The organism is Streptomyces sp. NPDC004647, from assembly GCF_040609575.1.
In the GTDB taxonomy this organism is placed as follows: Bacteria; Actinomycetota; Actinomycetes; order Streptomycetales; family Streptomycetaceae; genus Streptomyces.
Window position 1 is genome coordinate 1 of the sequence record NZ_JBEXKU010000131.1, and the last position, 13,229, is coordinate 13,229.

15 protein-coding genes are annotated in these 13,229 nt (G+C 70.2%); 7 read left to right on the top strand and 8 right to left on the bottom strand.

All coding sequences use genetic code 11. The features are described from left to right. Positions 1–350: 350 nt before the first annotated feature. Positions 351–992 (bottom strand): DNA-3-methyladenine glycosylase, encoded by a 642-nt coding sequence (locus ABZW18_RS32580; RefSeq protein ID WP_356194605.1) that lies wholly within the window; start codon positions 990–992, stop codon positions 351–353. A gap of 164 nt (positions 993–1,156) precedes the next feature. Here ABZW18_RS32580 and ABZW18_RS32585 point away from each other — a divergent pair, with 164 nt between their 5' ends. From ABZW18_RS32585 to ABZW18_RS32595, 3 genes are all read left to right on the top strand, one after another. Then, positions 1,157–1,939, top strand: coding sequence for a sporulation protein (locus tag ABZW18_RS32585; protein ID WP_356194607.1), 783 nt, complete (start codon positions 1,157–1,159; stop codon positions 1,937–1,939). A gap of 50 nt (positions 1,940–1,989) precedes the next feature. After that, positions 1,990–2,529, top strand: coding sequence for a YbhB/YbcL family Raf kinase inhibitor-like protein (locus ABZW18_RS32590; RefSeq protein WP_356194610.1), 540 nt, complete (start codon positions 1,990–1,992; stop codon positions 2,527–2,529). A 209-nt stretch (positions 2,530–2,738) separates the two neighbouring features. After that, a complete protein-coding gene (locus tag ABZW18_RS32595) occupies positions 2,739–3,269 on the top strand; it encodes an HNH endonuclease (RefSeq protein ID WP_356194612.1) in 531 nt (176 codons plus the stop codon). 39 nt (positions 3,270–3,308) lie between these two features. Here ABZW18_RS32595 and ABZW18_RS32600 read toward each other — a convergent pair whose 3' ends face one another. The 4 genes from ABZW18_RS32600 to ABZW18_RS32615 all read right to left on the bottom strand — a co-directional run bounded on the left by ABZW18_RS32600 (position 3,309) and on the right by ABZW18_RS32615 (position 6,499). Further along, positions 3,309–4,076, bottom strand: coding sequence for a sulfite exporter TauE/SafE family protein (locus ABZW18_RS32600; protein ID WP_356194614.1), 768 nt, complete (start codon positions 4,074–4,076; stop codon positions 3,309–3,311). A gap of 60 nt (positions 4,077–4,136) precedes the next feature. Continuing rightward, positions 4,137–5,072, bottom strand: coding sequence for an SPFH domain-containing protein (locus ABZW18_RS32605; RefSeq protein ID WP_356194617.1), 936 nt, complete (start codon positions 5,070–5,072; stop codon positions 4,137–4,139). 92 nt (positions 5,073–5,164) lie between these two features. Continuing rightward, positions 5,165–5,587, bottom strand: coding sequence for an NfeD family protein (locus ABZW18_RS32610; RefSeq protein ID WP_356194619.1), 423 nt, complete (start codon positions 5,585–5,587; stop codon positions 5,165–5,167). 120 nt (positions 5,588–5,707) lie between these two features. Continuing rightward, the gene (locus ABZW18_RS32615; RefSeq protein ID WP_356194621.1) at positions 5,708–6,499 is read right to left on the bottom strand and encodes an ABC transporter ATP-binding protein; all 792 of its coding nucleotides are present in this window, start codon (positions 6,497–6,499) and stop codon (positions 5,708–5,710) included. 112 nt (positions 6,500–6,611) lie between these two features. Between ABZW18_RS32615 and ABZW18_RS32620 the strand changes: the two genes are divergently transcribed. Next, entirely contained in the window at positions 6,612–7,421 is an 810-nt protein-coding gene (locus ABZW18_RS32620) for a hypothetical protein (RefSeq protein WP_356194623.1), read from the top strand. A 157-nt stretch (positions 7,422–7,578) separates the two neighbouring features. Here ABZW18_RS32620 and ABZW18_RS32625 read toward each other — a convergent pair whose 3' ends face one another. The 3 genes from ABZW18_RS32625 to ABZW18_RS32635 form a co-directional block, all read right to left on the bottom strand. Next, positions 7,579–7,824, bottom strand: a complete 246-nt coding sequence (locus ABZW18_RS32625; protein ID WP_356194625.1) for a chaplin — start codon at positions 7,822–7,824, stop codon at positions 7,579–7,581. Between the two features lie 216 nt (positions 7,825–8,040). Then, positions 8,041–8,691, bottom strand: coding sequence for a response regulator transcription factor (locus ABZW18_RS32630; protein WP_356194627.1), 651 nt, complete (start codon positions 8,689–8,691; stop codon positions 8,041–8,043). Further along, positions 8,684–9,835, bottom strand: a complete 1,152-nt coding sequence (locus tag ABZW18_RS32635; protein WP_356194628.1) for a GAF domain-containing sensor histidine kinase — start codon at positions 9,833–9,835, stop codon at positions 8,684–8,686. Before ABZW18_RS32635 ends, ABZW18_RS32630 begins: the two co-directional genes overlap by 8 nt. Before the next feature lie 189 nt (positions 9,836–10,024). On the opposite strand from ABZW18_RS32635, the gene ABZW18_RS32640 reads away from it, so the two are divergent. The 3 genes from ABZW18_RS32640 (at position 10,025) to ABZW18_RS32650 (ending at position 13,090) form a co-directional block, all read left to right on the top strand. Then, positions 10,025–10,729: an SDR family NAD(P)-dependent oxidoreductase gene (locus ABZW18_RS32640; protein WP_356194636.1), complete on the top strand. Its 705-nt coding sequence runs from the start codon at positions 10,025–10,027 to the stop codon at positions 10,727–10,729. Then, positions 10,726–11,817, top strand: coding sequence for an S-adenosylmethionine:tRNA ribosyltransferase-isomerase (locus ABZW18_RS32645; RefSeq protein ID WP_356194631.1), 1,092 nt, complete (start codon positions 10,726–10,728; stop codon positions 11,815–11,817). The genes ABZW18_RS32640 and ABZW18_RS32645 overlap by 4 nt, the downstream gene beginning before the upstream one ends. 517 nt (positions 11,818–12,334) lie before the next feature. Beyond that, a complete protein-coding gene (locus ABZW18_RS32650; RefSeq protein ID WP_356194633.1) occupies positions 12,335–13,090 on the top strand; it encodes a transglycosylase SLT domain-containing protein in 756 nt (251 codons plus the stop codon). Positions 13,091–13,229: the final 139 nt, after the last annotated feature.

Here is a 13,229-nt window from a genome sequence, read left to right on the forward strand (position 1 = left end):
GGGCCCTCCGGGCGCTTCCCTTCGGTGTTTCCAACCCTACCAGACCTTTTCTTCACACCGTTTCCGGTCCGAATCAATTCCGGTCCCCGTTGGAGAGGGTTCCACGCCATTGAGCGGAATATTCTTTCCGCTCCGCCTTCTGACGTGTCCACCACATTAACGGATTCCCCCGCCGACTCATAATCGAGCCGACCGAATCGAATTCCGGCATGCCGAAATCGTCCCCGATAGGGAGGTCCTCGTAGTGATGGTTGTGCCGCTTGCGGGTGGTTGGGAGTCGACTTGCGCCGAGTCCGCAGCTCTGCCCGTTCAAGCGGCTCGGGCTACGTTAGGCGGTCTCGTACTGAGAGTCAAGTTCCGTTCTGGCGACGGCGACGCGGGGTGTGAGCGCGGTACCGGCTCACCGTCGGATCTCCGTCGATCCAGAAGCGCCAGGGGTGGACCGCACCGTCGCCACCGACTCCCGTCCGGGGTCCGTTGCGGACCGTTCCGCCGGCCGCCGGCTTGCCCGTGAGGACGCCGAGGGGGGCGGACGGACCTGCGCAGATGTCGGATCCGTTCAGCGTGCGGTCCACGTCGAGGGCCGTCGCCAGGCGGGCCGGCCCCTTCGCGAGCTCCAGCTCCTTGCGCGCAGCGGGGCGCCGCTTTTGAGCCAACTCGCTGCCCTTCGTGATCTCCCCCGCGCGGAGCAGCACTCCGCTGGCGCTGCCCACCGGGCCGCACACCAGGTTCAGGCTGAACCACATGCCATAGATGAAGTAGACGTATGCGTGCCCGGGGGGACCGAACATCGAAGCGTTGCGCTCAGTGCGTCCGCGATACGCGTGCGAGCCGGGGTCCGTCGTGCCGTTGTACGCCTCGACCTCCGTCAGCCTCAGTTCGATCGGACCATCAGGAGTCGTACGGACGAGTGTGCGACCGAGGAGGTCGGGGGCGACCTCGAGGACGGGTCGGTCGAAGAAGTCGCGGGTCAACGGCGTACGGTTCGGCATGCGCTCCGAGCGTAGTGCAACGCGTACGGACGGGTTGCCGGCCCGGGGACGCCCCACTTGCAAGGGTGAAGGCGCGGAACCGCAGCGGCCCGTTCCGCGTATGTAGGGGTCAGAGCGTCAAAGCGATCAAGACCTGGCACAGGCACGGTCTGGGGAGGAACAACATGGGGTTCAAGAAGCTGCTCGCGAGCATGGGTGCCGGCGGGGCATCGGTGGAGACCGTTCTCACCGAAGCGAACGTCGTGCCGGGTGGAGTTGTCCAGGGCGAGGTGCGTATTCAGGGCGGGTCCGTCGCCCAGCAGATCGAGGGGCTGGCCGTCGGCCTGCAGGCGCGGGTCGAGGTGGAGAGCGGCGACAACGAGTTCAAGCAGGACATCGAGTTCCACCGGCAGCGGCTGGGCGGGGCGTTCGAGGTGCAGCCCGGAGCCGTGCACGCCGTGCAGTTCGGCCTCGAGATCCCGTGGGAGACCCCGGTCACGACCTTCCTCGGCCGTCATCTGACCGGGATGAACGTCGGTGTGACCACGGAGCTGGAGATCGCGCGCGCCGTGGACTCGGGCGATCTGGACCCCATCGATGTGCACCCGCTGCCGGCCCAGCAGGCCATCCTGGATGCCTTCGGTGCCCTCGGCTTCCGCTTCAAGAGCGCCGACCTGGAGCGCGGGCAGATCCGCGGCACCCGGCAGCGGCTGCCCTTCTACCAGGAGATCGAGTTCCTGGCGCCACAGCAGTACCGGGGGCTGAACCAGGTCGAGCTGACCTTTGTCGCCGACGACCGCGAGATGGACGTCATCCTGGAGATGGACAAGAAGCCGGGTCTGTTCACCGAGGGCAGTGACTCGTACCGGGCGTTCACCGTCGGGCTCCAGTCCTTCCAGGAGACCGACTGGGCGGCATACCTCAACCAGTGGCTCGCCGAGGTCGGCGGTCGGCGCAACTGGTTCTAGGCTCGGAGGGCAGAGATCCACAGCGATCCATCCGATCAGGAGGTTTCGACGTGACCGAGCTCAAGAGGGCACCGCTTCCGCATGACTTCCACCCGTCAGTGCCGTCGTTCACCGTGGTGAGCGAGGACGTGACGCCGGGAGCCACGCTGGGCGACGCCCAGGTGCACGCGGGAGGCAACATCTCGCCCCACCTCCGGTGGGAGGGCTTCCCGGCGGAGACCAAGAGCTTCGCGGTGACGTGCTTCGACCCGGACGCACCGACCGGGAGCGGGTTTTGGCACTGGGTGCTCTTCGACATCCCGGCGACGGTCACCGAACTGCCCACGGGCGCCGGCAGCGGGAAGTTCGACGGCCTGCCCGAAGGCGCCGTGCACGTACGGAACGACTTCGGCACGCTCGACTTCGGCGGCGCCGCTCCGCCCCCCGGGCACCCGGCGCACCGGTACGTCTTCACGGTCTACGCCGTGGACACCGAGAAGCTGGGCCCGGACTCGACGGCCTCTCCGGCCGTCGTGGGCTTCAATCTGCGCTTCCACAGCATCGGCCGGGCGCATCTGATCGGCGAGTACGCCGCCCCTGCGGGAGGCTGACCTCCGGCGCGACCGCGACCCGCCCCCTCCGGCCACTTTCCTGGTGGCCGGAGGGGGGCGGGTTTTCACTTTTTCACCCCCGCGCCCCCTGCCGTACAGGAAATTGCGTTGTCCCGACCGGAAGCCCCGGTCAGAGTTGATCCCAGTCCGCGGCGGCGACGTGCGCGCCGCGGGGCGGCGAACTCATGATTGCCGGGAGGTGGGCTGGGATGCGCGAGACTCTGGTACTCAACGCCAGCTTCGAGCCGCTGTCGACGGTGACGCTGCGCCGCGCGGTGGTACTGGTGATGCAGGACAAGGCCGTCGTCGAGCAGGCCCACCCCGGTCTGCGTGTCCGTGCCGCCGCGGTGGAACTTCCGGTGCCGCAGGTGATCAGGCTCTGCCGGTACGTACGGGTGCCGTTCCGAAGACGGGCTCCATGGTCACGGCGGGGCGTGCTGGTACGGGACCGGCACCGGTGCGCGTACTGCGGGCGCCGGGCGACGACCGTGGACCACATACTGCCGCGTTCGCACGGAGGCGGGGACACCTGGCTGAATACGGTCGCGGCCTGCGCACAGGACAATCACCGCAAGGCGGACCGTACGCCGGAGCAGGCGGGGATGCGGCTGCTCAGCAAGCCGTTCGAGCCGACGCCTTCCGATGCGCTGCTGCTGGCGCTGGGGGTCTCGGCCCGGGAGTCGCTGCCGGGGTGGCTGGCGCTGCCGGAGTCGGCGGCGCCTCCTGCGGTGCCCGCCTGACCGTAGCCGTCGTTCATTTGCTGCTCAGCCATTTGCTGCTCAGCCGAGCAGCAAATGAACGATCGCGGCGATCCCGACCGCGACGATGACGGCCCGTAGCGCGGCGGGCGGGAGCCGGCGGCCGACCTTGGCGCCGAGCTGCCCGCCGAGGGCGGAGCCGACGGCGATGAGCAGGACAGCGGTCCAGTCGAAGTCGGCGACGAAGAGGAAGAACAGCGCTGCGACTCCGTTGACCAGCGCGGCGAGGATGTTCTTGACGGCATTGATCCGCTGCAGGTCCTCAGGGAGCAGCAGGCCCATCAGGGAGAGGTAGATCACTCCCTGGGCGGCCCCGAAGTAGCCGCCGTACACGCTGGCCAGCAGCATGCCGCCGAGCAGGACCGGGCCGCCGTCGGGGTGGGCGTCGGTGTCGTTGCGCTCGCGGTGCCGCTGGACGGCGCGCGACAGCCGCGGCTGGAGGATCACCATCACCAGTGCGACGGCGATCAGGCCCGGCACGATCGTGTCGAAGGCCTTGGAGGGCAGGGCGATCAGCAGGACAGCGCCGGCGAGGCCGCCGACGAGGGCGGCGATGCCGAGGCGGATCACGCGTCGCCGCTGGCCGGCCAGCTCGCGGCGGTATCCGATGGCACCGCTGACCGATCCCGGGACCAGGCCCAGGCTGTTGGAGACATTGGCGGTGATCGGCGGCAGCCCGGTGGCGAGGAGCACGGGGAAGGTGATCAGGGTGCCGGACCCGACAATGGTGTTGATGGTGCCGGCTCCGATGCCCGCCACGAAGACGGCCAATGCCTCCCAGATACCCACGTCGTCCCTTCCGGTGTTTCGATGCCTACTGCACCGATCATGCCGGACGGGGCATGCGTGTCAGTCGAGCGGGGGCTGCTCGCGGCGCGGGCCGGGGGTCTTGGGGGTCGAGCCGCCGCCCATCGGACCGAGGTTGCCGAAGGCTCCGCTGAGTCCCTTGAGCGCGTCGCCGATCTCGCTGGGCACGATCCAGAGCTTGTTGGCGTCGCCCTCGGCGATCTTCGGGAGCATCTGGAGGTACTGGTAGGAGAGCAGCTTCTGGTCCGGGTCGCCCGCGTGGATGGACTCGAAGACCGTACGGATCGCCTGGGCCTCGCCCTCGGCGCGCAGGGCCGCGGCCTTGGCCTCACCCTCGGCCCGGAGGATCGCGGACTGCTTCTCGCCTTCCGCGGTGAGGATCTGGGACTGCCGGATGCCCTCTGCGGTGAGGATCGCGGCGCGCTTGTCACGGTCGGCGCGCATCTGCTTCTCCATCGAGTCCTGGATGGAGGTGGGCGGCTCGATCGCCTTGAGCTCGACGCGGTTGACGCGGATGCCCCACTTGCCGGTGGCCTCGTCCAGGACCCCGCGCAGTGCGGCGTTGATCTCCTCGCGGGAGGTGAGGGTCCGCTCCAGGTCCATGCCGCCGATGATGTTGCGGAGGGTGGTGACGGTGAGCTGCTCGATCGCCTGGATGTAGCTGGCGACCTCGTAGGTGGCGGCCCGGGCGTCGGTCACCTGGTAATAGATGACGGTGTCGATATTGACGACCAGGTTGTCCTGGGTGATCACCGGCTGCGGCGGGAAGGGCACGACCTGCTCACGGAGGTCGATGCGATTGCGGATCGAGTCGATGAAGGGGACGACGATGTTCAGGCCCGCGTTGAGGGTGCGGGTGTAGCGGCCGAAGCGCTCGACGATGGCGGCACTGGCCTGCGGGATGACCTGCACCGTCTTCATGAGTGCGATGAAGACGAGCACCACCAGGATGATCAGGACGATGATGATCGGTTCCATGGATGCTCCCCGTACCCCTTCGGTTGCTTGATGATCAGTCTGTCAGAGAGCTCGCCGGTGTGGGGCGGTTCCGGCCACCCGATGATGGGGCGTCATATGACCACTGCGGTCGCGCCGTCGATCTCGACGACATCGACCTGCTGCCCCACATCACACACCTGATCGGCGTCGAGGGTGCGGGCGGACCAGATCTCTCCCGCGAGCTTGATACGGCCGCCGTTGCCGTCGACCCGTTCCAGTACGACGGCCTGCCGCCCCCGCAACGCGTCGATGCCGCTCGCCAGTTGGGGCCGCTGTTCCCGGTGCCGGGCGGCGATCGGACGCACCACGGCGATCAGCGCCACGGAGACGATGACGAAGACCAGCACCTGGGTCACGGTCCCGCCGCCGAGCGCGGCCGCGACCGCGGCCACGACGGCGCCGACCGCGAACATCCCGAACTCGGGCATCGCGGTCAGCACAAGAGGTATGCCCAGCCCTACGGCGGCGATCAGCCACCACACCCATGGATCCACCCGCTCATGGTAGGCGCGGTGACCTCATCGCCGACAGTGGTCGCTCAGCACCGGTCGGCGGAGTACGAGGGTCCGCGCCGCCCGTCAACAGGGGATCGGCGCATCGGGGGGCAGGCGGGCCTACTTGAGGGGCAGTCCCTGGGCCATCCAGCGGTCGCCGTTCCGCTCCACGATGAGCGGCAGGCCGAAGCAGAGGGACAGATTGCGGGAGTTGAGTTCGGTCTCGACGGGACCCGCGGCGAGCACCTTGCCCTGACGGATCATCAGTACGTGGGTGAAGCCCGGGGCGATTTCCTCGACATGGTGGGTGACCATGATCATGGAGGGTGCGAATCTGTCGCGGGCGAGCCGGCCCAGTCTCCGTACGAGGTCCTCGCGGCCACCGAGGTCGAGGCCGGCCGCGGGCTCGTCGAGCAGCAGCAGCTCCGGGTCGGTCATCATCGCGCGGGCGATCAGGGTGCGCTTGCGCTCGCCCTCGGAGAGGGTGCCGAACTTGCGGTCGAGGTACTCGCTCATGCCGAGCCGGTCGAGGAAGGCGCGGGCGCGCTCCTCGTCGATGGGCTCGTAGCTCTCCTGCCAGTGCGCGGTCATGCCGTACGCAGCGGTGAGCACGGTCTGCAGAACGGTCTGGTTGCGGGGCAGCTTGTCGGCCATGGCGATGCCCGCCACACCGATGCGGGGGCGGAGCTCGAAGACATCGACGCTGCCGAGCTTCTCCCCGAGGATCTGCGCGGCACCGCTGGTCGGGAAGAGATAGCTGGAGGCGATGTTGAGCAGAGTCGTCTTGCCGGCGCCATTGGGACCGAGGATCACCCAGCGCTCACCCTCGGCGACCGACCAGGAGACCTGGTCCACCAGAGCCCGGCCCTCGCGGACCACGGATACGTCCACCAGCTCCAGTACATCGCTCATGAGCGCGTTGTCTCCCATGCAGTGTCGTGATGTTGCGTGTGCGCCTGTGGGCGCGGCCCCCAGGGGAAAACCTACGCCACCGGTCGGCGGGTCCAGTCCTTAGGCTGGTCCCATGCTCAAGGAACCGCGCTCAGGACGGCTCGCCGCCTGGGGAAATGCCCTTTTGGCCGGACTCATCTCTCCCGATGACGCTGTGCAGCGCGTGATCGGTCCCGATGCTCAGCACCGGATCGAAGGACTACCGGAGGAGTCCGCGCCGGTCGGTCTCAGCCTGGGCCTGGGGCGCCTGCGGGCGCTCGGGGTGACCGGGCTGCGGGTCGCGCTGCCGGTGGCGGGGCATCCGCTGGGGCTGAGCGGGCCGCCGGACTTCAACGCGCGGGCGCTGGCCGCGGAGGAGGCGGTGATCGCAACGGGTGATCATCCGCTGGGGCTCGTGCCGGAGGTGTACGAGGCGGGGCCGGAGGGCGATGTGCACGTCGAGGTGGTCTGGCACTGCCTGCCCGTACGGGATGCGCCGCCCGCGGACGTGCCGTCGCTCGGCGAGGCCGAGCGGGAGCTGGCGGAGGCGCTGCGGGAGGCGACCGACCTGCTGTCCCGGCTGGATGTGGCCGGGTCGGGGCCGATGGCGCAGGCGGCGCTGGAGGCCTACCGGGCGCGGACCGAGCGCGGCCGGGAGGTGCTGGCGCCGGGCTATCCGCCGCGTGCGGCACGGGTGTTGGAGCTGGCGCAGCGGGTCGGCGCGCTGATCGCCATCGCGTACGGGCCGCAGGACGCGGTCGGGGACGGGCGTGAGCACGGGGGTGCGGTCAGCGCTTCGCAGATGGCGGCGCGGGCGGAGGCGCTGCGGCCGTTGGAGCGGACGGCGCGGAGGGCGCAGGTCGCGGCGTACAACGCGTATGTGGAGGAGCGGGAACGGCACTGAACCGGGCGGCACTGAACCGGGGCGGCACTGAGCTGCCGTGGCTCTGAGTGCCCGGCCTCGAACGGAAGGCCCCGCGGACCGTGGATGGGGTCCGCGGGGCCTTCCGCGTACGGCATCGACAGCGGCTACAGCTGCGGCTGTAGCTCCGGTTGCACGATCAGTAGTTGACGGCCCGGTTGCCGAACGCGGGGTTCATCACACCGATCACGTTGACGGCGTTGCCAGTGGCGTTGACCGGCACGTGGACCGGGGCCTGGATCACGTTGCCCGAAGCGATGCCCGGTGAGAACACGGACCGCCCCGAGGCGTGCGGTCCGTCGGTGGCGCAGGCAACACCGGAACCGGCGGCGACGAGACCGGCGGCGACCATGGCAACGGCAGCGGCCTTCTTAAGGTTCATCATGTTTTGACCCTCCCTAGCGGTTGCCGCGGCCGATCACCGCAGCACGCCATGGAGAACGGGCCGGGCCCCGGTCAAGTTGCGCCATACGAGCGATATACACCCGACAGTATGAATCTGTGTTTGGAAGGGAACCGCTCGCACCCACGCTGCTCACCAGGGCGTTTCACTCAGAACGCCGCCTGTCCCGAGGCTCGGGCGTGACGTCGGATACACGGCCTAGCCGGCCACCCCGTGCCGTACGGCCCAGAGCGCCGCCTGTGTCCGGTCGGCCAGGTCCAGCTTCATCAGGATGTTGGAGACATGGGTCTTGACGGTCTTCTCGGAGAGCACGAGCGCGCGGGCGATCTCCCGGTTGGACCGGCCGTCGGCGATCAGCGAGAGCACCTCGCGCTCCCGCTCGGTGAGGGCGTTTCCGCGCCCTTGGCCGCCGCTCGCCTCCTCCTGGGAGAGCAGCGCGCCCGCCACCTCGGGCTGCAACAGGATGTGCCCGGCGTTCACGGACCGGATCGCGCCGGCCAGCGCGTCCGGGTCGACGTCCTTGTAGACGTACCCGGAGGCGCCGGCCCGGAGCGCGGGTACGACGGTGCGCTGCTCGGTGAAGCTGGTGACGATCAGTACTTTGGCGGGGTTGTCGAGGGCCCGCAGCTTGCGCAGCGCCTCGATGCCGTCGGTGCCGGGCATCTTGACGTCCATCAGGACCACGTCGGGGCGCAGCTCCTCGGCCCGGGTGACACCCTCCTCGCCGTCCGACGCCTCCCCCACCACCTCGATGTCGTCCTGGACCTCGAGGAAGGTCCGCAGGCCGCGCCGGACGACCTGGTGGTCGTCGACGAGCAGCACACGAATGCTGCGGTGCGGCTCAGCCACCGGGCACCTCCATCTCGATCGCGGTGCCCTTTCCGGGCGCCGACTCCACCGTCAGCCGACCGCCGACGCCGCTGGCCCGGTCGCGCATCGACACCATGCCCAGATGGCGGCCGGCCCGGCGCTCCGCGGAGGGGTCGAAGCCGCGGCCGTCGTCGGACACTCTCAGCACCACGCCCTGCCCGTTCCGGGTGAGGGACACCGCCACCGTCTCGGCGGCCGAGTGCCGCAACGCGTTGTGCAGCGCCTCCTGGGCGACCCGCAGCAGCGCTTCCTCCTGGGAGGCGGGCAGCGCGCGTATGTTGTGTGCGCCGAAGGTGACCCGGGCGGAGTGTGCCCGGTCGAGGACCTGCACCTGGGTACGGAGCGTGTTGACCAGCCCGTCCTCGTCCAGGGCGGCGGGGCGCAGCTCCACGACGGCGGCACGCAGCTCGTCGGCGGCCTCGGCCGCGAGGTCCGCGACCTGCTGCAGCTCGCCCTTGGCGCGGGCCGGGTCGCGGTCGACCAGAGCGGCGGCGGCCTGGGCGGTGAGGCGCAGTGAGAAGAGCTTCTGGGCGACCGCGTCGTGGAGCTCGTGGGCGAGCCGGGCCCGTTCGCCCGCGATGGTCAGCTCGCGGCTGCGCTCGTAGAGGCGGGCGTTGGTGAGGGCGATGGCGGCGTGCTGGGCGAGGGTGCAGAGCAGCGCCTCGTCCTCGGCGGTGAATCCGCAGCTGCCCTCGGGGTGGGGGCACCGCTTGTTGGCGAGGAAGAGCGCGGCGAGGACCTCGTCGCCGTCGGCGACCGGCAGGCCGATGAAGTCGGACATATCGGGGTGAGCGCTGGGCCAGCCCTCGAAGCGCGGGTCCTTGCGTACGTCGGCGAGCCGCTGCGGGGTGGCCTCGTGGAGCATCGCGGCGAGGATGCCGTGCTGGCGGGGCAGCGGGCCGATGGCCTTCCACTGTTCCTCGGTGACGCCGTCCACCACGAACTGGGCGAAGCCTCCGTGGTCGTCCGGCACCCCGAGTGCCGCGTACTCGGCGTCCAGCAGCTCGCGCGCGGACGCCACGATCGTCTGGAGCACCTCGCGCACCTCGAGGTGCCTGCTCATGGCGAGCAGTGCGGCGCTCACCGCGGCGAGTCCCGATTGGGGTACGGAGCCGGTGGTCATGGGCTCACGGTACCGGCGGGCGGGGCGGGCCGTATCGGACCGGCGGAGGCTTCCTGTCGGTCCTGGGGACTAGGCCGAAGTGCCCTGACCTGTCGCGACCCCGGTACGAAGCGGCCGGCGCGGCGGCGTTCCTACGTTGGCGGCACATCCGGTTGTACAGGCTGCCGGAGGCGCCGAAGGGGTTGACGGATATGCCGGGCTGCGATCATCACCGGTGCGTCGAAGGGGCTGGGCCGCGCGCTGGCGGCTGCGCTGGCGGAGCGCGGCTGGGATCTGGTGCTGGACGCCCGCTCGGAGGGGGCACTGCGGTCGGCCGCGCAGGAGGCCCGTGGGCAGGGGGTGCGGGTGGTGGCGCTGCCCGGGGACGTCACGGACCCCGCGCACCGGGTGGAGCTGGTGAGTGCGGCCCGGGAGCTGGGCGGGCTCGATCTGCTGGTGAACAACGCGAGTGCGCTGGGCGCCGAGCCGCTGGTGCGGCTGGCCGACCTGCCGCTGGAGGGCCTGCGGGCGGCCCTGGAGACGAACGTGGTGGCGGCGCTGGGCCTGGTTCAGGAGGCGCTGCCGCTGCTGCGCGCCGCGTCCGGGACGGTGATCGGCGTCAGCTCGGACGCGGCGGTGGAGGCGTACGGGACCTGGGGCGGCTACGGGTCGTCCAAGGCGGCGCTGGACCAGCTGTCGGCGGTGCTGGCGGAGGAGGAGCCGGGGGTGAGGGTGTGGTCGGTGGACCCGGGCGACATGCGGACCGATCTGTACGCGGCGGCGGTGCCGGACGATGAGGACATGGCGGCGCGGCCGCTGCCCGAGGAGATGGTCCCGGCGTTCCTGGAGCTGCTCGACCGGGGCGCGGCCAGCGGGCGATACGCGGCGCCGGCGCTGATCGAGGCTTCTCGATGACCTTGTTCGAGGCGCTGCGGGTGCCCGATGAGCTGTCGGCCCGGGTGCCCGCCGAGCAGCGCGGCCCGGGGCTGGGCCGGGACTCCGTACGCCTGCTGGTCAGCCGGGGGGAGGCGGTTTCGCACCGTGCTTTCCGGGAGCTGCCCGTGCTGCTGCGGCCCGGGGACGTCCTGGTGGTGAACACCTCGCGGACGCTTCCCGCCGCGGTGGACGGGCGACTGGGCGACGGCCGGGGCGAGAGGGTCGTCGTGCACTTCTCGACACGGGCGGACTCGGGGCATCCCGGGGGGCCGGAGTCCGGGGGTGCCCGCTGGTCGGTGGAGCTGCGCAGTCCCGACGGGCGGGGCAGCACGCGGCCGCGGCCGGTGGCCCCGCCCGGGGCGCTGGTGCGGCTGCCGGGCGGGGCCGAGGCCGTACTGGAGGAACCGCTGGACGGGCGGGGGGCGCGGCTGTGGTGGGCGCGGGTCAGCGGCGCGCGGGTGCCGGCGCTGCTGCACCGGTACGGCCGCCCGATCCGGTACGGGTACACGGAGCGGGACCAGCCGCTGTCGGCGTATCAAACGGTGTTCGCCGTGCCGTCGGCGGCCGGGGACGGCTCGGCGGAGATGCCCAGCGCGGCGCGGCCGTTCACCGCCCCGCTGGTGGCGCAGCTGGTCAGCAGGGGTGTGCAGATCGCGCCCATCACGCTGCACGCCGGGGTCGCCTCGATGGAGGCACACGAGCCGCCGTACCCGGAGCGCTTCGCCGTACCCGAGTCGACAGCATGGCTGGTCAATGCCGCGAGGGCCGCTGGCGGCCGCATCGTCGCGGTGGGCACGACGGCCGTACGGGCGCTGGAAACGGCCGTCTCACCGTCCGGCGCGGTGCGCCCGGCGTCCGGCTGGACGGATCTCGTGATCACCCCGGACCGCGGTGTGCGGGTGGTGGACGGGCTACTGACCGGGCTGCACGAGCCGCAGGCCTCGCATGTGCTGATGCTGGAGGCGGTGGCGGGCCGGGAGGCACTGCGCCGGAGCTACGGGGAGGCGCTGGCGCACCACTATCTCTGGCACGAGTTCGGCGACGCGCATCTTCTATTGCCTTGCTGAGCAGGGGTTTTGGCGCCCGGCGCCGCTCGGTCCCCGGCCGGCCGCCGGGTCGCGAGCCGCGCGGCGCCCGATCTGACCCGAAAACAGGCATTTGCCCAGGTCAGCGCATGTGTCCGCTGCACACTCTGTGTGCCAATGCGAATTCGACGGGTGAGCGCACCACCGGCCGAGTGTGAGGCCCGGCATAGGACGTACGTCACTTACGACCTCTCCTAGTGGATTCACCCTGGCTGCGCGGCCGGGGGCGGGAGGCGCCAGAAGGCTCCTGGCGGCCTCCCTTTACCACGATCCGGGGAAGAGGGTCCCGACAGCCCCCCTTTTCCACGATCCGGGGTAGTACGTCACACCTTTGCCACAGCTTTTTGCGCCAGCTAAGAATTGCTCCCGTCGCACGGCGCCGCAGATCGAATGCGGCGCTTTCTGCCGGAACGACACCGCGCCCCGCCACTCGGGGACCTCGCAATGTCGTCACCGACCCGGCCTCTGCGACACCAGCGATTGGAAGAGGTCCAAAGTCATGCCCGTCCCCACGTTTTCTCGTTACGCCCGCATAACCAAGACCCACAAGCTCTCGGCAGCGGGCATCACCGCTGCGAGCGTCGCGGCCCTGGCCTTCGCGGTCGTACCGGGTTCCGCCGAGGCCGAGCAGGGCACACAGTCCTCTCAGGCGCTGTCCGCCAAGCCTGTCGCATGGCACGCCGACAGCGTCGGCAAGATCCAGAAGGACAGCCTGACCGAGCAGTCGGTGCAGGCCGCCAAGAAGGCCGAGGCCGAGAAGAAGAAGGCCGCCGAGGAGATGGCCAAGAAGAAGGCCGCGTTCGCTGCGAAGGCCAAGGCAGACGCCAAGGCCAAGGCCGAGGCCGACGCCAAGGCCAAGGCCGAGAAGGAGCGCCAGGCCAAGGAAGCCGCCAACCGCTCCAAGGCGCGCCAGGCCGCCCCGAAGGCGCAGTACCCGAACAACCTTGACGGCTGGATCCGCGAGGCGATGTCCATCATGAAGAAGGAAGGCATCCCCGGCTCCTACGAGGGCATCCACCGCAACATCATCCGTGAGTCCGGCGGCGACCCGAACATCGCCAACAACTGGGACATCAACGCCCAGAACGGCACCCCGTCTATCGGCCTGCTCCAGGTGATTCAGCCGACGTTCGACGCCTACCACGTCGAGGGCACCGCGAACGACCTGCGTGACCCGGTGGCCAACATCGTCGCCGCGTGCAACTACGCGGCCGACCGCTACGGCTCGATGGACAACGTGAACTCCGCGTACTGATCCAGGCCGAAGAGAGCCCCACAGAGAAGGGGGGGGGGCCCCCCCGGCGGCCCCCCCCCCCCGCCGGTGAAAACACCCACGATGGCCAGAACACACGCCACGGCCCCCCCCGCCGCCCCGCCCCCCAAAAACACCACAA